Annotated in this window: 8 protein-coding genes and 1 riboswitch; of the genes, 6 read left to right on the plus strand and 2 right to left on the minus strand. The window is 51.3% G+C overall.

The genetic code is table 11. From position 1 onward, the window contains the following. The first annotated feature begins 398 nt into the window (after positions 1–398). Positions 399–16,583 carry an OmpA family protein gene (locus tag IMCC3135_RS33370; RefSeq protein WP_088921524.1) on the plus strand — a complete coding sequence of 5,395 codons (16,185 nt, stop codon included), beginning with the start codon at positions 399–401 and terminating at the stop codon, positions 16,581–16,583. Positions 16,584–16,756: 173 nt separating this feature from the next. Here the strand turns inward: IMCC3135_RS33370 and IMCC3135_RS33375 are convergent, their stop codons facing one another. Then, positions 16,757–16,960: a CsbD family protein gene (locus tag IMCC3135_RS33375; RefSeq protein WP_088921525.1), complete on the minus strand. Its 204-nt coding sequence runs from the start codon at positions 16,958–16,960 to the stop codon at positions 16,757–16,759. A 332-nt stretch (positions 16,961–17,292) separates the two neighbouring features. On the opposite strand from IMCC3135_RS33375, the gene IMCC3135_RS33380 reads away from it, so the two are divergent. The 5 genes from IMCC3135_RS33380 (at position 17,293) to nrdF (ending at position 22,092) form a co-directional block, all read left to right on the plus strand. Then, on the plus strand, positions 17,293–17,979 hold the full coding sequence (locus IMCC3135_RS33380; RefSeq protein WP_088921526.1) for a cupin domain-containing protein: 687 nt from the start codon (positions 17,293–17,295) through the stop codon (positions 17,977–17,979). 76 nt (positions 17,980–18,055) lie between these two features. Next, positions 18,056–18,247: riboswitch (cobalamin riboswitch) on the plus strand. Positions 18,248–18,339: 92 nt separating this feature from the next. Continuing rightward, on the plus strand, positions 18,340–18,561 hold the full coding sequence (nrdH, locus tag IMCC3135_RS33385; protein ID WP_088921527.1) for a glutaredoxin-like protein NrdH: 222 nt from the start codon (positions 18,340–18,342) through the stop codon (positions 18,559–18,561). 4 nt (positions 18,562–18,565) lie between these two features. Then, positions 18,566–18,982 carry a class Ib ribonucleoside-diphosphate reductase assembly flavoprotein NrdI gene (nrdI, locus tag IMCC3135_RS33390; RefSeq protein WP_088921528.1) on the plus strand — a complete coding sequence of 139 codons (417 nt, stop codon included), beginning with the start codon at positions 18,566–18,568 and terminating at the stop codon, positions 18,980–18,982. Next, a complete protein-coding gene (gene nrdE, locus IMCC3135_RS33395; RefSeq protein ID WP_236994712.1) occupies positions 18,952–21,105 on the plus strand; it encodes a class 1b ribonucleoside-diphosphate reductase subunit alpha in 2,154 nt (717 codons plus the stop codon). Before nrdI ends, nrdE begins: the two co-directional genes overlap by 31 nt. A gap of 9 nt (positions 21,106–21,114) precedes the next feature. Next, positions 21,115–22,092: a class 1b ribonucleoside-diphosphate reductase subunit beta gene (gene nrdF, locus IMCC3135_RS33400; protein ID WP_088921530.1), complete on the plus strand. Its 978-nt coding sequence runs from the start codon at positions 21,115–21,117 to the stop codon at positions 22,090–22,092. 31 nt (positions 22,093–22,123) lie between these two features. Here the strand turns inward: nrdF and IMCC3135_RS33405 are convergent, their stop codons facing one another. Next, a complete protein-coding gene (locus IMCC3135_RS33405; RefSeq protein WP_088921531.1) occupies positions 22,124–24,490 on the minus strand; it encodes an ATP-binding protein in 2,367 nt (788 codons plus the stop codon). Between the last annotated feature and the right edge of the window lie 217 nt (positions 24,491–24,707).

A 24,707-nucleotide genomic window follows, 5' to 3' on the forward strand; every position in this document is an offset into this window, starting at 1 on the left:
TTAGAAGAGCACGAAACGCAAATTCTTCGTCAGTACAAATCTGTTGCTGCAAGGACCCTGCGCGCTTGAACAGAACGAAACGCGTTACATAACACTGCCAGCAGGTTACTGATTTTGCTCACCACAAAACGGTGTTTTTCTTCGATCAATCCGTATATATAGCGCCAATTACGCCTGAATTTGCTGCAAATACACTCAAACTACCGAGTCTTGGTCCAGGAATTCATAGGTTAGTAAATTTTCCGACAGGCATATGCGTTGCTGTTCTGCTAACGGCACAAGGGATATTTATCGCCGGGCTCTCTTTCGAAGAAGAAATAGAAGTCACAAACCAAGACATTAATACAGCTCTGGAGAATTATTATTTTTCCAGGTTGAAAAATACGGAAAAAAACAGAATGCACCCATTGCTCGCGGCCCTCTGCCGACTGGTAATCTTTGCAGTATTTCTAAACTTCTCGTCGATAGCGATAGCTGTCGATTCCGACGGTGATGGCATTCAGAACAACTATGATCTGGATGACGACAACGACGGTATCCTCGATGAAGATGAAATTGCCTGCACCGCCAGTGGGCAACTGTCCTGGACACATGACACGCTCTTCGATGCCCTTGGCAACCTCCTGGGCAATGTCGGTATCGATGCAGCCATTGGTGACGCTATTTCGGCAACCGTTGATCTGTCCATCGGAGCGGGCCTCGACCGGCAAATCAACCTTGTAGAATACCTACTCAGTGGTGCCTCTTCACTGACACTCGATGCTGCAATAACTAATGATGACTACATCGAAGTAGGACTGACACTCAACCAGGACTCCTACCTCTACGGCTCTGGCATCAGCATCACATCCACACTACTAGGCGGTCTTTCGGCAGGTGATTATGAGTTTGCAGCCAAGATTTCCAGCGACAACTTTGTATCCTCATCACGGCTCTTCGACAACGGTTTTCTGGAAAGTCCTTTGGTCGACTTACTGGGTTCTACCAGTAGCCAGTCGTTCAGTCCGTTTCCTCTAGAGGCAAACGTTGACTACAAGATTCGCGTGTATCTGTTCAACGTTCAGAATGATGTTTCCATATCCGTCCAGATTCCTTTAGTCGGCACGATTACCTTGCCTGATTTAGTCAGCTTCGGTGATCTTCAGCTGCAAATCGGCGCTGCTTGCCTCTCTGATTCAGATGCTGACCTCATTGCCAACAGCGAAGATATCGACTCTGATAACGACGGAATTATTGATAATATCGAAGGCCAAACAAGTGTTGGCTATGCTGCACCATTGGGTATTGATACCGACCTTGACGGCCTCGATAACGCCTATGACAGCGACAACGGTGGCACACCTGTCAGCCTGCCTGATACCGATGCTACTGGCCCACCTGATTACCTGGATACCGATAGCGACGGCGATGGTGTTCCTGATGCGATAGAAGGCTATGACGTCAATGGTGACGGAGTGGCAGAAACACTGGCGGCCCCGGGCAATGCTGATGCCGACGCCGATGGACTCAATGACAACTACGACACCGTAATCTTTCCTGCAACTGGCAATGAAACTGGCGCCAACGCGCCTCTGCCCAACAGCGATGGAACCGATGCCAGCGATTGGCGTGATACCGACGATGACAATGACGGATCATTGACAGCCTCGGAAGATACAAACAGCAACGGCAACCCACAGGATGACGACGCCGATGCTGACGGCAAGCCAGATTACCTGGAATCATCAAGCGCCGATGCGGATGGCGACGGTGTGTTTGATCAATCCGATTCCAATGATGCGGATGTCTGTGCACCGACTACCTTCGGAATCGGCTGCACCACGGATACAGACGGGGATGGGACACCTGACAGTACAGAAGGTGCGACTACCGATACGGACGACGATGGCATCAAGGATCATGCAGAATCATCCGCCGTTGATTCCGATGGTGACGGTGTCAACAATCAGAATGATGCAGCCAATAATAACGCCTGCATCCCTTCAGTCTTTGGCAACAACTGCACAACGGATACTGACGGTGATGGCACCGCTGATAGTGTCGAAGGTGAAAACGTTGACACCGATGGTGATGGTATTAATGATCATGCTGAATCATCCACCGCCGACGATGATGGTGATGGCGTCAGTAATCAGGACGAATCTTCAACCGCAGATGCGGATGGTGATGCCATCAATGACCAGGATGATGCGCATAACGATGATGCCTGCAAGCCTTCTGTCTATGCTGACGCTTGCAACATCGATACTGATGGCGATGGCATTCAGAACAATCATGATCTGGATGATGACAACGACGGCATACTTGACGAGGACGAGATGTCCTGCACGGTCACCGGCCAGCTGTCCTGGTTGCATGATGTGCTTATCGGTGTTCTGGGTAATGCCACGATCGATGTCAGCATCGATGATTCTGTCTCTGCCACCGCTGACCTGACGGTCGGACCGGGCCTTACCAAACTGGTTAATGCCGCTGAGTATCTACTCGGTGGTGCGACCTCACTGACCCTGAGTGCGGCCAAGTCGTCCGATGACTACATCGAAGTCGGCCTGACACTCGGTCAGGATTCCTATCTGCATGGCTCCAGCCTGGGCATCATATCGACAGTGCTTGGTGGTGTGGCTGCAGCAGATTATGAATTTGCAGCAGAAATTTCCATCGACGACTTTGTCTCTGCATCAGTTCTCTTTGACACAGAGTTACTGTCAGCGCCTTTACTCGGCCTGGGCTCTAGTAGCGAACAGGCGTTCAGTCCCTATTTCCTGCAGGCAGGCATTGCCTACAAGATTCGTGTGTATCTGTTCAATGAGCAGAACGATAATCTGACACCCGGCGTTGCCAGCTTTGGTGACCTGCAACTACGAATCGGTACCGCCTGCATCTCGGATACAGATGCGGATCTTATCAGCAATAGCGAAGATATCGACTCGGACAACGATGGCATTGTCGATAATATCGAAGCTCAAACAAGCGCTGACTACCAGGTGCCACTAGGCACCGATACAGATTCTGACGGGCTGGACGATGCCTATGACAGCGATAACGGTGGCACACCGGTCACTCTGCCCAATTCTGATGCAACAGGTCTGGCAGATTTTCTGGATACCGATAGTGACGACGACGGAATCTCTGATGCGGTCGAAGCCTACGACGCTAACGGCGATGGCGTGGCCGATACATTGCCCGCGTCTGACAATGCCGATGCGGATACCGATGGACTGAACGACAACTATGACACCATCGTCTCACCCGCAGCGGGCAATGCGACCGGTGCCAACGCACCGCTACCCAACAGTGATGGCACTGATGCCAGCAATTGGCGCGACAACGACGATGATAACGATGGCTCGCTGACTGCCACCGAGGATGCCAATGGGAATGGCAGTCCACAAGATGATGACACTGATGCCGATGGTAAGCCGGATTACCTGGAATCATCAACCACCGATGCGGATGGCGATGGCGTGGTTGATCAATCCGATTCCAATGATGCGGATGTCTGCGCACCGACTACCTTCGGAATCGGCTGTACCACGGATACAGACGGGGATGGGACACCTGACAGTACAGAAGGTGCGACTACCGACACGGATGGCGATGGCATCAAGGACTATCTGGAATCATCCAGCTCTGATGCTGACGGAGATGGCCTTAACGATCAGGATGACTCTGGTAACAATGATGCTTGCCTGCCTTCAACATTTGGCACTGGCTGCACAACCGACACCGATGGTGATGGTACGGCCGATAGCCTCGAAGGTGAAAACGTTGACACCGATGGTGATGGCATTAATGACCATGCTGAATCCTCCACCACCGACGATGATGGTGATGGCGTCAGTAATCAGGACGAATCTTCAACCGCAGATGCGGATGGTGATGCCATCAATGACCAGGATGATGCGCATAACGATGATGCCTGCAAGCCTTCTGTCTATGCTGACGCTTGCAACATCGATACTGATGGCGATGGCATTCAGAACAATCATGATCTGGATGATGACAACGACGGCATACTTGACGAGGACGAGATGTCCTGCACGGTCACCGGCCAGCTGTCCTGGTTGCATGATGTGGTTGTCGGTGTTCTGGGTAATGCCACGATTGATGTCAGCATTGATGATTCTGTCTCTGCCACCGCTGACCTGACGGTCGGACCGGGTCTTACCAAATTGGCCAATGCAGCCGAGTATCTGCTCGGGGGTGCATCCTCACTGACCCTGAGCGCGGCCAAGTCTTCCGATGACTACATCGAAGTCGGCCTGACACTCGGTCAGGATTCCTATCTGCATGGCTCCAGCCTGGGCATCATATCCACAGTGCTCGGCGGTGTGGCTGCAGCAGATTACGAGTTTGCCGCAGAAATTTCCATCGACGATTTTGTCTCTGCATCACTGCTCTTTGACACCGGCTTGCTCTCGGCACCTTTACTCGGCCTGGGCTCCAGTAGCGATCAGGCCTTCAGTCCCTATTTTCTGCAGGCAGGGATTGCCTACAAGATTCGTGTGTATCTGTTCAATGAACAGAATGACAATCTGACACCCGGTGTTGTCAGCTTTGGTGACCTGCAACTACGAATTGGTACCGCCTGTGTCTCGGATACCGATGCGGATCTTATCAGCAATAGCGAAGATATCGACTCGGATAACGATGGCATCGTCGATAATATCGAAGCTCAAACAAGCGCTGACTACCAGGCGCCACTAGGCACCGATACAGATTCCGACGGGCTGGACGATGCCTATGACAGCGATAACGGTGGCACACCGGTCACTCTGCCCAATTCTGATGCAACAGGTCTGGCAGACTTTCTGGATACCGATAGTGACGACGACGGAATCTCTGATGCGGTAGAGGCCTACGACGCTAACGGCGATGGCGTGGCGGACACATTGCCCGCATCTGACAATGCCGATGCGGATGTCGATGGACTGAACGACAACTATGACACCATCATCTCGCCCGCAGCTGGCAATGCAACGGGGGCTAGCGCACCGTTACCCAATAGCGATGGCACCGATGCCAGCAACTGGCGTGACAACGATGATGATAACGATGGATCGCTGACTGCCACCGAGGATGCCAATGGTAATGGCAGTCCACAAGATGATGACACTGATGCCGATGGTAAGCCGGATTACCTGGAATCATCAACCACCGATGCGGATGGCGATGGCGTGGTTGATCAATCCGATTCCAATGATGCGGATGTCTGCGCACCGACCACTTTCGGAACCGGCTGCACGACGGATACAGACGGCGACGGCACACCGGATAGTACAGAAGGTGCGACTGCCGATACGGATGGAGATGGCATCAAGGACTATGCAGAATCATCCACGGTTGATTCTGATGGAGACGGCATCAACAATCAGGATGACTCAGCCAACAACAACGCCTGCATCCCTTCAGTCTTTGGCAACAGCTGCACAACCGATACTGACGGTGATGGCACCGCTGATAGCGAAGAAGGTGAAAACGTTGACACGGATGGTGATGGCATTAATGACCCTGCTGAATCCTCCACCACCGATTCAGATGGAGACGGCGTCAACGATCAGTCTGACGCTGCCAACAACAACGCCTGCATCCCTTCAGTCTTTGGTAACAACTGCACAGTCGACACGGACAACGACGGAACGCCTGACAGCCAGGAAGGTGAAACGGCTGATACTGACAACGATGGCAAAAAGGACTATCAGGAATCCTCTACCGCCGATGCCGATGGTGACGGAACTGTCGATCAATCAGACATCAATGATGCTGATGCCTGCCTGCCTTCCACCTTTGGCAATGGTTGCACAACCGACACCGATAGTGATGGAACTGCCGATAGCCTGGAAGGTGAAACGACTGATAGCGACGGCGATGGTAAGTTTGACTACCAGGAATCCTCCACCGCCGACGCCGATAGTGACGGTACGAATGATCAATCCGATTCCAATGATGCGGATGTCTGCCTGCCTTCAACATTTGGCACTGGCTGCACAACCGACACCGATGGTGATGGGACGGCCGATAGTGTCGAAGGTGAAAACGTTGACACGGATGGCGATGGCAACAAGGACTACGAAGAGTCCTCCACCAGCGATACCGATGGCGATGGTATCGTCGATCAATCCGATGCAAACAATACTGACGCCTGCCTGCCTTCTGACTTTGGCACCAATTGCACAACCGACACCGACGGTGACGGCACACCCGACAGCGAGGAAGGCGAAACCACTGACACCGACGGCGATGGCAACAAGGATTACCAGGAATCATCGACTGCCGATGCCGATGGTGACGGCGTCGTTGATCAGACAGATGCCAATGATGCTGATGCCTGCCTGCCTTCCACCTTCGGTACCGGCTGTACAACCGACACTGATGGTGACGGGATTGCCGATAGCATAGAGGGTGAAAACACCGATACTGACGGCGATGGCATCAAGGATCATGCAGAGTCGATTACAACAGACTCTGATAATGATGGCATCAATGATCAGGCAGATATCGCCAATAACGATATTTGCCTGCCCATACCCTTAGACCTCTCTTGCAGTGTCGATACCGATGCCGATGGCATTTCAGACGATGCCGAAGGCATCATTAGTGATACCGATGGTGACGGTATACTGGATTATCTGGATACCGATAGTGATGGCGATGGCATTCGCGATCTGGTTGAAGCCAACGGTTCACACGGCCTTCTGGATACCGATGCTGACTCGGTACCCGATCATCTGGATATCGATTCGGACAACGATGGCATCGTTGATAATCTGGAGGCCCAGACTGCGGCTGATTACAGAGAACCGCTGAATAGCGATTCAGATAGTGATGGGCTTGATGATGCTTATGACACCGACAGTGGTGGTGTTGCCCCGGCTCTGCACAATACGGACACACTCGATCAACCCGATTATCTGGATACTGATAGCGATAATGATGGTGTGCTCGACTCCATCGAAGCTTTTGATGCAAATGGTGACGGCATTGCCGATGTATTACCGGCCACCGCCAACGCTGACAATGATAACGATGGTCTTAACGACAACTACGACACCGTCGTCTCACCTGCTCTGGGCAATGCCTTGGGCTCCAACGCCGTCTTGTCGAATCGGGAAGGTCAGGATAGCGATGATTGGCGTGATGCAGATGACGACAATGATGGTGTTCTGACCATTAACGAGGATTCCAACAGCAATGGAAACTTGCTGGATGATGATAGCGATGCGGATGGCAAACCCGACTACATCGAATCATCAACAGCCGATGCCGATGGCGATGGCATCACTGACCAGAACGATGTCGCTGACGCTGATGTGTGCCTGCCAACAAGTTTTGGGGTTGGCTGTACAACTGACACTGATGCAGACGGCACGCCCGATAGCATCGAGACTGAAACCGCTGACACTGACGGCGATGGTATCAAGGACCATACAGAATCATCCATAGCGGATGCCGATGGCGATGGCGTAGTCGATCAATCTGATGTGAATGATTCCGATGCTTGTCTGCCAACAGCTTTCGGTACGGGCTGCACAACTGATACGGATGGTGACGGTACTCCTGATAGCCAGGAAGGTGAAACGATTGACACTGACGGCGACGGCATCAAGGACCATGCAGAATCATCCGTTACAGATACTGACGGCGATGGCGTAGTCGATCAATCTGATGTGAATGATTCCGATGCTTGTCTGCCAACAGCTTTCGGTACGGGCTGCACAACTGATACGGATGGTGACGGTACTGCCGATAGTCAGGAAGGCGATACCGCTGACACTGACAATGATGGCAAGCTGGATTACCAGGAGTCCTCTATTGCAGATGCCGATAATGATGGCATCACGGATCAAGCAGACGCCAATGATGCTGATGCCTGCCTGCCTTCCGTCTTTGGCAATGGCTGTGCAACCGACTCTGACGGTGACGGAACCCCTGATAGCATTGAGACTGAAACCGCTGACACCGATGGCGATGGCATCAAGGACTTCCTTGAATCATCCACCGCCGATGCGGACGGTGATGGCATTACCGATCAGAACGATGTCGCCAACAATGATATCTGCCTGCCGACGCCAACAGACAACTCCTGCAGTACCGACGGTGATGCCGATGGCATTCCAGACAGCGTCGAAGGCACTATCAACGATACCGATGGTGACGGCATACTGGATTACCTGGATGCTGACAGTGATGGCGATGGTATCAGTGACCTGATTGAATCCAATGGCTCTCACGGCACTCTGGATTCAGACGCTGACACGATTCCCGATTATCTGGATATCGATTCGGATAACGATGGCATTGTCGATAATCTTGAAGCCCAGTCTGCGGCTGATTACAGAGAGCCGCTGAATAGCGATTCAGATAGTGATGGGCTTGATGATGCCTATGACACAGACAGTGGTGGCGTTGCCCCGGCTCTGCCCAATACGGACACACTCGACCAACCCGATTATCTGGATACTGATAGCGATAATGATGGTGTGCTCGACTCCATCGAAGCTTTTGATGCCAATGGTGACGGCATTGCCGATGTATTACCGGCCACCGCCAACGCTGACAATGATAACGATGGTCTTAACGACAACTACGACACCGTCGTCTCACCTGCTCTGGGCAATGCCTTGGGCTCCAACGCCGTCTTGTCGAATCGGGAAGGTCAGGATAGCGATGACTGGCGTGATACAGATGACGACAATGATGGTGTTCTGACCATTAACGAGGATTCCAACAGCAATGGAAATCTGCTGGATGATGATAGTGATGCGGATGGCAAACCAGATTACATCGAATCATCAACAGCCGATGCCGATGGCGATGGCATCACCGATCAGAACGATGTCGCTGACGCCGATGTGTGCCTACCAACAAGCTTTGGCATTGGCTGTACAACTGACTCCGACGGTGACGGAGCCTCTGATAGCCAGGAAGGTGAAACCACCGACACTGACAATGATGGAAAGCTGAATTACCAGGAGTCCTCTATTGCAGATGCCGATAATGATGGCATCACGGATCAAGCAGACGCCAATGATGCTGATGCCTGCCTGCCTTCCGTCTTTGGCAATGGCTGTGCAACCGACTCTGACGGTGACGGAACCCCTGATAGCATCGAGACTGAAAATGCTGACACCGATGGCGATGGTATCAAGGACCATACAGAATCATCCATAGCGGATGCCGATGGCGATGGCGTAGTCGATCAATCTGATGTGAATAATTCAGATGCTTGCCTGCCAACAGATTTCGGTACAGGCTGCACCACCGATACGGACGGTGACGGCACTCCTGATAGCCAGGAAGGTGAAATAGCTGACACCGATGGCGATGGTATCAAGGACTTCAATGAATCTTCTACAGCCGATGCCGATGCTGATGGCACCATCGATCAGAACGATATCGCCAATAACGATATCTGTCTGCCGACGCCTTTCGATGATTCTTGTCTTATTGATGCTGATGCTGATGCTGATGCTGATGCTGATGCTGATGCTGATGGTATTCCAGATAGCGTAGAAGGCACCATCAACGATACCGATGGTGACGGCATACTGGATTATCTGGATGCTGACAGTGATGGCGATGGTATCAGTGACCTGATTGAATCCAATGGTTCTCACGGCACTCTGGATTCAGACGCTGACACGATTCCCGATTATCTGGATATCGATTCGGACAACGATGGCATTGTTGATAATCTGGAAGCCCAGACTGCGGCTGATTACAGAGAACCGCTGAATAGCGATTCAGATAGCGATGGGCTTGATGATGCTTATGACACCGACAACGGTGGTGTTGCCCCGGCTCTGAACAATAGCGATTCTCTGGATGCACCCGACTATCTGGATACCGACAGCGACAATGATGGTGTGCTCGACTCTATCGAAGCGTTTGATGCTAACGGTGATGGCATTGCAGATGTGCTACCAGCCGCCACCAATGTCGACAGCGATAATGACGGCCTTAACGACAACTATGACACCGTCGTCTCACCTGCTCAGGGCAATGCCCTCGGCTCCAACGCCGTGTTATCGAATCGTGAAGGTCAGGATAGCGATGACTGGCGTGATGCAGATGACGACAATGATGGTGTTCTGACCATTAACGAGGATTCCAACAGCAATGGAAACTTGCTGGATGATGATAGCGATGCGGATGGCAAACCCGACTACATCGAATCATCAACAACCGATGCTGATGGCGATGGCATCACCGATCAGAACGATATCGCTGACGCTGACGTCTGCCTGCCAACAAGCTTTGGCATTGGCTGTACAACGGACACTGATGCTGACGGCACGCCCGATAGCATCGAGACTGACAGCGCTGATACTGACGGCGATGGAAAATTTGACTACGAAGAGTCTTCAAGCAACGATGCCGATACTGATGGAACCGTTGACCAGGCAGACTCCAACGACGCAGATGCTTGCCTGCCATCCGTTTATGCTAATGGCTGCGCAACGGACTCCGACGGTGACGGAATCCCTGATAGCCAGGAAGGTGAAACCGCTGACACTGACGGCGATGGCATCAAGGACCATGCAGAATCATCCATTGCGGATACCGATGGAGATGGCGTCGTCGATCAATCTGATGTGAATGATTCCGATGCTTGCCTACCGACAGCTTTCGGTACAGGTTGCACCACTGATACGGATAGTGACGGCACTCCTGATAGCCAGGAAGGCGATACCGCTGACACCGATGACGATGGCATCAAGGACTTCCTTGAATCATCCACTGCCGATGCGGACGGCGATGGCATTACCGATCAGAACGATGTCGCCAACAATGATATCTGCCTGCCGACGCCGACAGACAACTCCTGTAGCACCGACGGTGATGCTGATGGCATTCCAGACAGCGTAGAGGGCACCATCAATGATACCGATGGTGACGGCATACTGGATTACCTGGATGCTGACAGTGATGGCGATGGTATCAGTGACCTGATTGAATCCAATGGCTCTCACGGCACTCTGGATTCAGACGCTGACACGATTCCCGATTATCTGGATATCGATTCGGACAACGATGGCATCGTTGATAATCTGGAAGCCCAGACTGCCGCTGATTACAGAGAACCGCTGAATAGCGATTCAGATAGTGATGGGCTTGATGATGCTTATGACACCGACAACGGTGGTGTTGCCCCGGCTCTGAACAATAGCGATTCTCTGGACGCACCCGACTATCTGGATACCGACAGCGACAATGATGGCGTGCTCGACTCCATCGAAGCGTTTGATGCTAACGGTGACGGCATTGCGGATGTGCTTCCGGCCGCCGCCAATGCTGACAGCGACAACGATGGTCTTAACGACAACTATGACACCATCGTTTCACCTGCTCAGGGCAATGCCCTCGGCTCCAACGCCGTCCTGACAAATAGGGAAGGTCAGGATAACGATGACTGGCGTGACTCCGATGACGACAATGATGGTGTTCTGACCGTCAATGAAGATGCTAACAGCAACGGGAATTTGTTGGATGACGATAGCGATGCGGATGGCAAACCTGACTATATCGAATCATCAACAGCCGATGCTGATGGCGATGGCATCACCGACCAGAACGATCTGGCAGACGCCAATGTGTGCTTGCCGACAGCCTTTGGTATTGGCTGTAGCAGTGATACCGATGGTGACGGTACTCCTGATAGTGAAGAGGGCGCCGCTTCTGACACCGATGGCGACGGCATCAAGGACTATGCAGAATCTTCTATAGACGATATTGATGGAGATGGCGTCAACGATCAGGAAGACGCTGGCAACAACAACGCCTGTGTACCTTCCGTCTTTGGCAACAACTGCACGACAGACTCCGATGATGATGGCACTGCCGATAGTGTGGAAGGCGAAACGGTTGATACTGACGGCGATGGTATCAAGGACTATGAAGAATCCTCCACTATAGATCTCGATGGTGACGGAACCGACAATCAGTCTGACTCCAACGACACTGATGCCTGCCTACCTTCCGTATTCGGTACAGGCTGCACAACAGACAGCGATGGAGACGGCACGCCTGATAGCATCGAGACTGAAAATGCTGACACCGATGGCGATGGCATCAAGGATTTCAATGAGTCTTCTATAGCTGACGCAGATGGCGATGGCGCCACCGATCAGAACGATATCGCCAATAACGATATCTGCCTGCCGACGCCTTTCGATGATTCCTGTCTTATTGATGCTGATGCTGATGCTGATGCTGATGCTGATGCTGATGCTGATGCTGATGCTGATGCTGATGGTATTCCAGACAGCGTAGAAGGCACTATCAACGATACCGATGGTGACGGCATACTGGATTATCTGGATGCTGACAGTGACGGCGATGGTATCAGTGATCTGATTGAATCCAGTGGCTCTGACGGCGCTCTGGATTCAGACGCAGACACGATTCCTGATTATCTGGATATCGATTCAGATAACGATGGCATTGTTGATAATATCGAAGGTCAGGCAGCGGTTGAGTACAGAGAACCGCTGAATATCGATTCAGATGGTGATGGGCTTGATGATGCCTACGACACCGACAATGGTGGTGTCGCCCCGGCTCTGAGTAATACAGACTCACTGGATGCACCCGACTATCTGGATACCGACAGCGACAATGATGGCGTACCGGACTCCGTCGAAGCTTTTGATGATAACGGGGATGGTATTGCCGATGTATTACCGGCAGCCAACAACGCTGACAGTGATAACGATGGTCTCAACGACAATTACGATACTGTCGCCTCACCTGCCCTCAATAATGCCCTCGGATCCAACGCGCCATTATCGAATAGCGATGGCCAGGATAGTGATAACTGGCGTGACTCGGATGACGACAACGATGGTGTTCTGACTATTGATGAAGACACCAATGGTAATGGCAGTTTGCTGGATGATGATAGCGATGCCGATGGCAAGCCTGACTTTGCCGAATCATCAGCAGCCGATGCCGATGGTGATGGTATCAACGATCAGTTCGATCCAGCTGACGCCGATGTGTGCCTACCTTCAACCTTTGGTACTGGCTGCATAGCCGACACTGATGGTGATGGTATTTCTGATAATGAAGAAGGTGCAACGACTGACACAGACGGTGATGGCAACCTGGATTTCGAAGAGTCTTCAATTGAAGATACCGATGGCGATGGGTCAGTTGATCAATCCGACTCCAATGATGCTGATAGTTGCCTGCCTTCTGTCTTCGGAATCAACTGTACGACTGACTCTGACGATGATGGCGTTCCTGATAGCCAGGAAGGCTCAATAACAGACACTGACGGCGACAGCATCAACGATTATGAGGAGTCATCAACCGATGATGCAGATGGTGATGGCATCAATGATCAGAACGATGCAAGCAACAATGATGCGTGTAATCCTTCGACATTCGGCAACAACTGCACCATTGACTCCGACTTTGATGGTACGCCTGATAGTGTCGAGTCTGAAACAGACGATACCGATGGAGATGGCATACCTGACTATCAGGAGTCTTCAACTGAGGATAGCGATGCTGATGGAACGACAGATCAGAACGATGCGGATAACAGCAATGCATGCATACCATCCAGCAGTGACATTGCCTGTTCTACCGACATGGACAGCGACGGCATTGCCGATCATCTCGATAGCGATACTGATGGAGATGGAATTCCTGATGTTGACGAGCAAGGTAGTGGCGATGAACCGCTGAATTCCGATGATGATGAAATTCCTGACTTTCTGGATATCGATTCAGACAATGACGGCATTGTCGATAATGTAGAAGCCCAATCAACGAACAGCTATACCCCGCCATTGAACAGCGATCTTGATCAGGATGGACTTGACGATGCTTACGATCTGGACAACGGTGGTGTACCAGTCGACATGCCCAATACCGATGCCGATGATACGCCCGACTATCTGGATACCGATAGCGACAATGACAGCGTACCTGATGCGGTAGAAGGTTTTGATAGCGATGGGGATGGGATTGCAGATATTCTGCCGGCGCCTGATAACGCCGATGCAGATTCGGATGGTTTAAACGACAACTATGACACCGCTACAGACGTGGACAATTCAACTGGTTCGAATTCACCGTTACCCAACCGTGAACAGGATGCATCGCCGGACTGGCTGGATGAAGACGATGACAACGATGGCGTGCTAACTCTGTTTGAGGATACCAACGCAAACGGTACGCTACTTGACGACGACACTGACGCTGATGGAATACTTGACTATAGCGAAGCATCCAATGCTGATGCTGATGGCGACGGCGTTATGGACCAGGACGATCCGGCAAATAACGACGCCTGTATTCCGTCCACATTCTCTGCAAACTGCGATGCAGACTCGGATGGAGACGGGGTCACAGACTTCGTAGAAACCGCCAACGTCGATAGTGACCAGGATGGCACTCCAGACTACCTGGATACTGATAGCGACAACGATCAGGTACCAGATAGTATTGAAGGCAACGTGGATACAGATGGGGATGGCGATCTGAACTTTCTGGATCTGGATTCCGACAACGACGGGATATCGGACACAGTCGAGGCAGGCCAGAATCCTGCATCACCTCGTGATACAGACGGTGATGGCATTCTCAACATGCACGATCTGGATAGCGACAACGATGGCTTGACGGATGAGTATGAAGCCCAGACCGTAGCTCTAAACAATGATTTTCTGGCCGGCCTTTTCAACGATCAGGAAAGCATTGAGACTCAGGATTCTGATGGTGACCGGATTCCGGACTATCTGGATAGAGACAGTGACAACGACAGCATCAGCGATCTGATAGAGACCCAGGGACTCTTTGCCGATGATGATTTCAATGGGGCTATTGATACATTCATCGATCAGAATGGCAATGGTCTGGATGATACGGTCGAGTCTGTTCCTGTCGTTGCCTCTGATATCGATGCTGACGGCCTGCCCGACTATCTGGATATCGACTCTGACGGCGATGGAATACTTGACCTTGTTGAAGCGGGTGGAATCGACTTGAATGGCGATGGCGTTATCGACAGCATGGCAGATCAGGATGGAGATGGAATTCCGGATTCAGTTGATGTGGACATGACCGGTGGTAATGATGCCGATGGTGATGGCATTGACGACTCGGCCGACATCGACTTTGTTTCCGGTGCTCTGGATACTGATGGAGACGGCATTATCGATAGCCGTGATCCGGACATTGATGGCGATGGCTTTGCCGATCAACATATCAATTCACAGATTCCTGACCGAGACAACAACGGTATTCCCGACTTCCAGGAAGCTCAACCTGCCGGTGTAGCCCGAACCGGACTGCAAGGCAATGGCTGCTCTGCATCCGGCCCTTCAACAACGAGGGATCCTGTCTTTCTATTATTGATTTTCTTTGCCTTTTTGTTCAAGCGTCAACGTCGTCTGGCAGCACCTCTGCTCACTTTAACAACGTTGACAGTGCTCATTGTGGCGCAGACGACAAGCCAGTCTGTTTATGCAGACTCAGGGAATCTGGATAAGCAACCGGGTATCGAATTCAACTCACGCTTCTATGCAGGGGCAGGATTAGGCCTGAGCAGTCTGAAACCCGATACCCGGAATTTATTCAATACCGAGTCCGATGACAGCAGTAGTGTGGGAGCTCAGTTACTGGTCGGCATGGATATCAATAAGTGGGTTTCTGCGGAAATGCATTTCACGCAACTTGGCGCAGCCGGATTCACCAATGGTGCCGAGATTGACTACCAGCAGTTTGGTGCCAGCGCATTGCTCTACATGGGCAAGAATCGTCACCGATTCAACCGCCAAGGGCTCAATGCCTTTGCCCGGATTGGCTTCGGCTCTTTAAAGAACAGCTCAAGCGGCGATATAGATTTTGAACAAGTCAATTCAACGCATATTCTCTATGGTGCGGGGCTGGAGTATTCCGGCGCTGGAAATCTTGCAGCACGATTGGAATTTTACAGCTTCGATGAAGACGTACGATACGGGCAAATCAGTCTGCTCTATCGTTTTGGCAAGACAAGACCTGCACCCATCAGCCAGGTGATTCAGCAGATGCCCCAACCTGAAGTTACTGAGGCGATCGTATTACCTGTATCGACACCGGCACCTATGTCCGAAGCGGAAGCCGCCCCCGTACTCGCATCCGCAACAAGTACAACACTGCAAGATACCGACGGTGATTCAGTTCCGGATGATCTGGATTATTGTCAGAATTCCGAACCCTCAGCTCCCGTCAATGACAGTGGCTGCGCCCTGATTTCAGGCCTGCTATCCAGTATTGCATTTCGTACCGGATCAGATGAGTTGGAGCAGTCTTCAAGAACCATTCTGGATAACATCATAAACGGGATGAGAGCCACGCCTTCGCATCGCTTTATGATATCAGCGCATACGGATAATTCAGGCACCCTGGAATCCAATATTGCACTCTCGCAAAGCAGAGCTGAAGTGGTCATAAACTATTTGAGAGCCAGAGGGATAGCTCAATCCCGTCTTGAAGTCGTGGTTTATGGAGAGGATCGTCCAAAAAATTCAAATGAATCCAGTAAAGGCCGTTCAATGAACCGCTGCGTTGATATCACGGTGATTGAATAACCAGGCACAACACGACACGATAATTGGATAGTCAGTACCAGACGAAAAAAGGCCGACTCGTTCCCGAGCCGGCCTCTGTCACTCACACTTCAACTAGCTCTTTCATTCACACTTTAAACCAGGTAGTGCGGAGCATACGCAGGCTATAAACACTCAAAGCCAGCGCAAGGATATTACTCCTTGGTTTCAGCCAGCATCTTGTCGACTTCCTCGCGGGCCTCTTCCTTGGTCTTGCCATAGCGCTCTTGGATCTTGCCCTCGAGCTGCTCACGATTGCCATCAATCTGGTCAAGCTCATCGTTAGTGATCTCACCCCATTTGGATTGAACACCGCCTTTGAATTGCTTCCAGTTACCTTCTACTTGATCCCAATTCATACTCGATACCTCGTTTGCTGTTTGGTCCGATCTGGACGAGAACTAAGTATGGGAGAACCTGAGAGGACTATTCGCCTGCTGCAACAACTGCTCATTGACCCTGTAAATAGTGCAGATATCCAACTGGAAACATGACTTGTCACACAAAACAGTGTTGCCGCCTTTCATTGACTCACTTTTCTGCGAGTAGAAATATTCATGCTAATCTATCTACCATCTGATAGGTAAATACATGCTGTACTTACCAGCTACAACTATCAAGTACGTAGACTTTCATCTATTTCGACAACTCTTTGTATTCGATAAACCGCTAACAACGAGAATCACCCCATATGGAAATCAACGCAGACTTCTCACAACGATCTCTCCTGCACACACCCGATATCGAGTGGCAGGATTCACCGATGAAAGGCGTACGCAGAAGAGTGCTGGATCGAGTCGGCAACGAAGTTGCCCGTGCCACCACCGTGGTGAGTTATGCACCCAACAGCCATTTTTCATCGCATGTTCATACAGGCGGTGAGGAGTTTGTCGTGCTCGAAGGCATCTTTCAGGATGAGCATGGAGATTATCCGGCAGGCTCCTATATCCGCAACCCACCACAATCCAGCCATACACCACGTTCAGACGATGGCTGCATTATCTTCGTGAAACTCTGGCAGTTCGATCTGGATGACCGACAGCACGTAGTTGCTGACATGAACACCGTGGAGCTGAACAATGATCCTGTACGCTCCGGTGTGCAGCTACATACCTTGTTTGAAGACAGCCGAGAGACGGTACGTCTGGAGCAATGGGAGGCAGGTGCGACCGTCACGCTGGACACCAATGGTGGAGCCGAGCTGCTGGTACTCGACGGCAGCTTCACTCAAGAGGGAGAAACGGTCGATAAACTTTCATGGTTACGCATCCCTCTGCATGCCGATTTTCAGGCCACAGCCGGTGCCAGCGGCGCCCGTATCTGGGTCAAAACCGGACACCTGCGCTTCACAAAAGAAGAGAAACAAAGACTCGCCTGAGCCTGCTTGCATGAAGTAACCCCATCACTGCCAGAATTTTCAACAACTACATGTTGACAATTGATGGCCTCGTACCCCAACATAGTGTGGTTCTGGTTCCTGCGACACTTGTCGCAGGCTAAGAGGGAAACCGGTGAAATTCCGGCACTGCCCCCGCAACTGTAAGTGACAAGCAACAACCTATTGAACCACTGATGTTCGCATCGGGAAGGAGGGTTTGCGCGCTGGAGTCACGAGTCAGGAGACCTGCCAGGCACAACGATGAAACCAAGGGCGGAGGGCTCTGGAGTTGCTGGTGCTGAATCCTCAGCGATGGCTCCGCATGGCCTTCCGTCCGTCACACTTCGGGGACGAAGAGCAATGAGCATCACCGTATATTCCAAGCCTGCCTGTGTGCAATGCACAGCCACCACGCGCGCCTTGTCAGCCAAAGGTCTGAGCTTCCAGGTTGTCGATCTGACACTGGATGACGACGCTTTCAAGCTGGTCGAATCTCTGGGCTATCGACAAGCACCGGTTGTGGTCGCAGGTGAACATCACTGGGCAGGCTTTCGCCCGGACATGATCAACTCCCTGGTGTGAGTGATTGAGCTCACTGCTCTATTACTCCAGCGCATCGGGCAACACAGAACGCTTCATTCAAAAACTGGATCTGCCGGCTATTCGCCTGCCGATCCGGCTTGATGCGCCTGTCCCCATCATCGACCTACCTTTCGTCCTGATCTGCCCGACATTTGCAGATGGCCAGGGGCGTGGGGCCGTACCCAAACCGGTGATACGGGCGTTGAACGATGTGCAACTACGTAACCAACTGCGCGGTGTGATCGCCGCAGGTAATCGCAATTTCGGAACAACCTTCGCCCTCGCTGGCGATGTGATTGCCCGTAAATGCCAGGTACCCGTGCTGTACCGCTTTGAACTGGCGGGCACGCAGAAGGACATCCAACTTGTCAGACAAGGACTAGAACTCTTTTGGACACAGCAACACTCGAACGAGCCGTGAAGAACGAAGCCCAGCAGCTGGATTATCACGCATTAAACGCCATGCTGAACCTCTATGATGCGCAGGGACATATACAGTTCGACGCCGATCGTCGTGCCGCTCGTCAGTATTTCCTCCAGCATGTCAACCAGAATACTGTCTTCTTCCATTCACTCGAAGAGAAGCTTCGCTACCTGGTGGATGAAGGCTATTACGAGGCGCAGGCTCTGGAACAGTACTCACCTGAGTTCCTCGCTAAAATCTGGAGCAAGGCCTTCGCCTTCAAATTCCGCTTTCCCACCTTTCTGGGTGCTTTCAAGTACTACACCTCCTACACACTGACCACTCGCGATGGCGCACGTTATCTCGAACGTTATGAGGATCGTGTGGTCATGGTTGCATTATACCTGGCACGCAGTGACGAAGATTACGCCCTGACTCTGATGGAGGAAATCCTCAGTGGTCGCTTCCAGCCGGCAACACCTACCTTTCTCAACGCCGGCAAGGCGCAGCGCGGGGAGCTGATCTCCTGCTTTCTTCTGCGACTCGAAGACAATATGGAAAGCATTGGACGGGGTATCAATTCAGCCCTGCAACTCTCCAAGCGCGGTGGCGGAGTTGCTCTGATGCTGACCAATATTCGTGAGCAAGGCGCGCCTATCAAAGGCATCGAGAATCAATCCTCTGGTGTTATTCCGGTAATGAAATTGCTCGAAGACAGTTTCTCCTATGCCAACCAGCTGGGCGCCCGACAAGGCGCCGGTGCGGTTTATCTGAACGCACATCATCCGGACATATTGCGCTTTCTGGATACCAAGCGCGAGAATGCTGACGAGAAGATTCGCATCAAGACACTCTCGCTGGGTGTTGTCATACCGGATATCACTTTTGAGCTGGCACGCAAGAACGAGGACATGTATCTGTTCTCCCCGCATGATGTGGAACGCGTCTATGGACAGGCGTTTGCCGACATTTCGGTCAGCGAGCGATATCACGATATGGTGGATGATCCACGTATCCGCAAAACCAAGATCAATGCGCGTCAGTTCTTTCAGAACATTGCCGAGATCCAGTTTGAAAGTGGCTATCCCTACATCCTGTTTGAAGACACCGCCAACCGGGCGAACCCGGTGGCCGGACGCATATCCATGTCCAACTTGTGTTCGGAAATTCTGCAGGTCAATGAGGCCTCCACCTTCAATGATGATCTGAGCTATCAGCATATGGGTACGGACATCTCCTGCAACCTGGGCAGCCTGAACATTGCCAAGGCCATGGATGGTGGCAACCTGGGTGCCACCGTTGCCATCGCGGTTCGTGCATTGAGCGCGGTGTCGGAGATGAGTGCTATAGACAGTGTGCCTTCGGTTCGTCGTGGCAATGATGTCAGTCATGCCATCGGTCTGGGACAGATGAATCTTCACGGCTATCTGGCACGCGAACGCATTCACTATGGGAGTGCCGAAGGCATCGACTTCACCAATATCTACTTTTGCACGATCTTGTATCACTGCCTGCAGGCATCCAATACCCTGGCCTGCGAGAAAGGCGAAAGCTTCGCAAGCTTTGAGAACTCCACGTACGCCGATGGCTCTTTTTTCGATGATTACATCAACACAGGTTTTCAGCCAGCCACCGAACGAGTTCAACAACTGTTCGATGCAGCTGGTGTTGAAGTTCCCAGTCAAGAGCAGTGGACATCACTGAGAGAAGCTGTCATGCAAGGCGGCCTTTATAACCGGAATCTGCAAGCGGTACCGCCCACCGGTTCCATCAGCTATATCAACAACTCCACCTCGTCCATACACCCGATTACTTCGCGCATCGAGATACGCAAGGAAGGCAAGATCGGCCGTGTCTATTACCCCGCTCCCTATATGAACAACGATAATCTCGAGTTCTATCGGGATGCCTATGACATTGGGCCCGAGGCTATCATCGACACCTATGCCGCGGCCACGCGTCATGTCGACCAGGGGCTGTCCCTAACGCTCTTCTTCAAGGATACCGCGACCACACGCGATATCAATCGTGCCCAGATTCATGCCTGGAAACAAGGCATCAAAACCATCTACTACATTCGCATACGCCAGCTGGCCCTTGAAGGGACAGAGGTACAGGGCTGTGTTTCCTGTGCGCTTTGAGTTACTGTCATGAACCAGACTACTATGAATCGTCGCATACCCCTTGCCATCAACTGGAACCGACTCGAAGATGAAAAAGATCTTGAGATCTGGAATCGTCTGACATCCAACTTCTGGCTACCGGAAAAGGTGCCACTGTCCAATGATATTCAAAGTTGGTCCAAGCTCACCGCTGATGAGCAGAAGCTGACCATTCGGGTATTCACTGGCCTGACCTTGTTGGATACCATTCAGAACAGTGTCGGCGCACCGGCTTTGATGCCAGACGCCAGCACCCCTCACGAGGAGGCCGTGCTGACCAATATCGCTTTCATGGAAGCCGTACATGCGCGCAGTTATTCATCGGTTTTCTCAACGCTGTGCCAGACTAGTGATGTGGATGAAGCTTTTCGATGGTCCGCAGAAAATGAACACTTGCAAGCCAAGTCACGACTGATACTGAATGAGTACGATACTTCTGCATCGCCACTTCGCAGAAAAATTGCCAGTGTGTTTCTGGAAAGCTTTTTGTTCTACTCCGGCTTCTATCTGCCCATGCACTGGTCCAGCCGAGCCAAGCTGACCAATACGGCAGACCTGATTCGTCTGATCATTCGCGACGAGGCAGTGCACGGCTACTACATCGGTTACAAATACCAGCGCGCTGTGCAGCAGTTGAGCGAGTCCGAACAACAGGAACTCAAGGACTTTGCCTTTTCATTGCTTTTCGATTTGTACGATATAGAAACCCGCTATACCGCAGATCTCTATGATCCGCTTGGCTTGACTGAAGATGTGAAACATTTTCTGCATTACAACGCTAACAAGGCCTTACAAAACCTGGGGTATGAGGCTCTGTTTCCCGATGACGTCTGTGCCGTCAACCCTGCCATCATGGCCTCCTTGTCGCCTAACGCGGATGAGAATCATGATTTCTTCTCAGGTTCAGGATCCTCTTACGTTATTGGTAAAGCGGTAGCCACGGAGGATGAGGACTGGGCGTTTTAGTTCTAGAGAGTGGAAGCTGCGAGACAGGCAATCAGCTATTGAGCAGTTGTTCAATGGTCTCGAGGAATTCGGTTCTTTTGTAGGGCTTTCTGATAACCGGTTCCTTGAGACTTCCGCTCACCTCTTCGGGTATATACCCGCTGACAAACAGGATCTTTACCTCGCTATCGACAAGTCGGACTTGTTCGACGACTTCCTGTCCGCCCATCTCTGGCATTACAAAATCAAGTACGATCAACGATATTTCGTGTCTGTGCAGATGAAACAACTCAAGGGCCTGCCTGCCACTTTCTGCCCCTAAAGTCTCGAATCCCAGTGATTGCAGACACAATCGAGTAAGCTTGAGTATTTCAACATTATCGTCAGCAACCAGGACCAGTTTGTTTCTGATTTTATCGGGTGTCTGGACAAGCAACTGAGGCTCTCGATGGGGCTCACCCTCAGCCTGCGACATGGGGAGAAATACAGAGAAACTGGATCCGGAACCGGGACTGGAATCAACCAGGATCATGCCCCTGCATTGTTTGACGATGCTGTAACAGTTGGCCAGCCCAAGACCGGTTCCCGATCCTGACGCTTTAGTCGTATAAAACGGATCAAATATTCGCGGAAGAATTTTCGGTTCAATGCCGCAGCCGTCATCTACTATTTTTATGACGCAGTATTCACCGGGGTCAACATCATGCATTTGCTTCAGGAAATTTCTGTCAACCATCTCCCTGGACGTATTGATACTGATGTTTCCATTGGAATCAATTGCGTCTCGTGCATTAAAGAATATATTCAACAGAACCTGTTCGATCTGCGCCCTGTCGGCAACTATGTGCAGAGGTTGCTCTGGCAAGAGCGAGGAAAGACAAACAGAGGCGGGCAAGGTACGTTCAAGCAAGACGACTAATTCCTCTACAAGCCGGTTCATATCAAAAACTTCTTTGCGCGTTTTTTCCTGCCGGCTTAACGTGGAAAGTTTTTCGGTTAAATTCATGGCGCGCACGATAACGTCGCAGATCTGCTCCAGAGTTCGCTTCGTCACTTTGCTGTGAGTGTCGTCCAGCAACAGGCACTCGACGTTGCCAATGATGACTTGCAGCATATTATTGAAATCGTGTGTGATGCCTCCAGCCATTTCTCCGAGTGCTTTCATCTTTTGTGAATGAGCGATGTTCTCTTCAAGACTTCTGATCTCAGTGATATCCCGACCCACGGCGGTTATGGCTTCCATTTGGCCCATTGAATCCAGCACAGCTGTGTTTGACCAGGCCAGCCAGCGCCAGCCATCTTTCGTCATTGCCCTTTGTCTGTGATAGGAGGTATGAGGGTGATACTTCAGGCTTTCCAGCGACTTTTGAGTGAGCTCTCTGTCGTCTTCATGTACCAGCGGTAGGAATTGATGGTTCAAAAGCTCGCTTTCTGGCTTGCCAAAGGTTTTGCAATAACTGGGGCTGACATAGAGGAAATCCCCATCCAGATTCACCTTGACCACCATATCGGTCTGGTTCTCCACAAGAAGACGGTATTTTTCCTCCTTTTCTGTCAAATAACTCTGCTGTCTCAGCAGGGTACGACTAGCAATGGCCAGAAGAAGTGCGGTCAGAATTCCCAGCCCTATTCCAACTTCATCTACAACGCTGTTCGTGGCATACAGATAAGACTCTAATGGCGCAAAGGACAGTTGCCAGGGCCGCCCGACTATTTCAATTGGCAGGTTGACCAGATAGGGACTCTGCAACAACATGTTCGATTGAGGCTGCGAATAGATGAGCTCATCGTTGTCAAAAACTCCCAATACAAATTGGTTTCGAAGCGGCTGTTCTGACAAGCAGGTGTCCATCAGGTCGTGCACTCGAAAGACACCATTGGCAAAGCCCAACAGCTGACCGGTTGGCGACAGAATTCTTTTGTAGAGTGCGAAACCTTTACCGGACTGGAGTAGTGAAACAATGTCGGTACGTGTCAACTGAGACGAGCTTTCCGCGGCAGCCAGGGCACGACGAACCGAGGCGTTGGTGTGTTTGTGCAGGTTGGCATTCAGAGCAGGTTTATTGCCGTCGAGTGGGTACACCACGCGAATGAATCCGTCCGGATCCATGTAGTTGAACGCATGTACACCGCTATAGATCGGTAGCAGGATGCTGGCAGATTTTGCCCACGTGTTGATTACGTTTTGACGAGTTTCCCAGGGAATACTGGCAAGTGCCGTCACCTGTTTTGCTCTTGAGTCGATGCAGGATTCAAGACGTATCTTGACTTGTTCGGCCGTGATACGAGTTTCCAGCAAAATTCTCTCCTCGTCTCTCTTGCTACTGACTACGCCAAACACCAGTACCAGCAAAAGTCCGAGAACAAAAACAGCCGTCGATATGAAGTTCTGCCGATATCTAACCGTATTCGAATTCACTTGCCAGCAAGCTCATCGATGTCACTCAAAATATCGTGAAGCTTGCAATGGCAGAGGCTGGACATCATAAAATGGCTGCATCGACGATTAACGCTCATGACAGTGAGACTTGCGGCAGTGCTGATCTATGGAGCCCGCAGCACAGCGGAGGAGGGTAACTTTGGCCGAAACAGTAGCATAAGCCAGAAAATAACTCTGAATCAGACTGTTTCATTCA

The sequence above is a fragment of the Granulosicoccus antarcticus IMCC3135 genome, assembly GCF_002215215.1.
Taxonomy (GTDB): Bacteria; Pseudomonadota; Gammaproteobacteria; order Granulosicoccales; family Granulosicoccaceae; genus Granulosicoccus; species Granulosicoccus antarcticus.

Excerpts from the sequence above, each read along its gene's own strand:
- IMCC3135_RS33370 (WP_088921524.1), top strand. The coding sequence starts at position 399 with ATGCACCCATTGCTCGCGGCCCTCTGCCGACTGGTAATCTTTGCAGTA.
- IMCC3135_RS33375 (WP_088921525.1), bottom strand. The coding sequence starts at position 16,960 with ATGAATTGGGATCAAGTAGAAGGTAACTGGAAGCAATTCAAAGGCGGT.
- IMCC3135_RS33380 (WP_088921526.1), top strand. The coding sequence starts at position 17,293 with ATGGAAATCAACGCAGACTTCTCACAACGATCTCTCCTGCACACACCC.
- nrdH (WP_088921527.1), top strand. The coding sequence starts at position 18,340 with ATGAGCATCACCGTATATTCCAAGCCTGCCTGTGTGCAATGCACAGCC.
- nrdF (WP_088921530.1), top strand. The coding sequence starts at position 21,115 with ATGAACCAGACTACTATGAATCGTCGCATACCCCTTGCCATCAACTGG.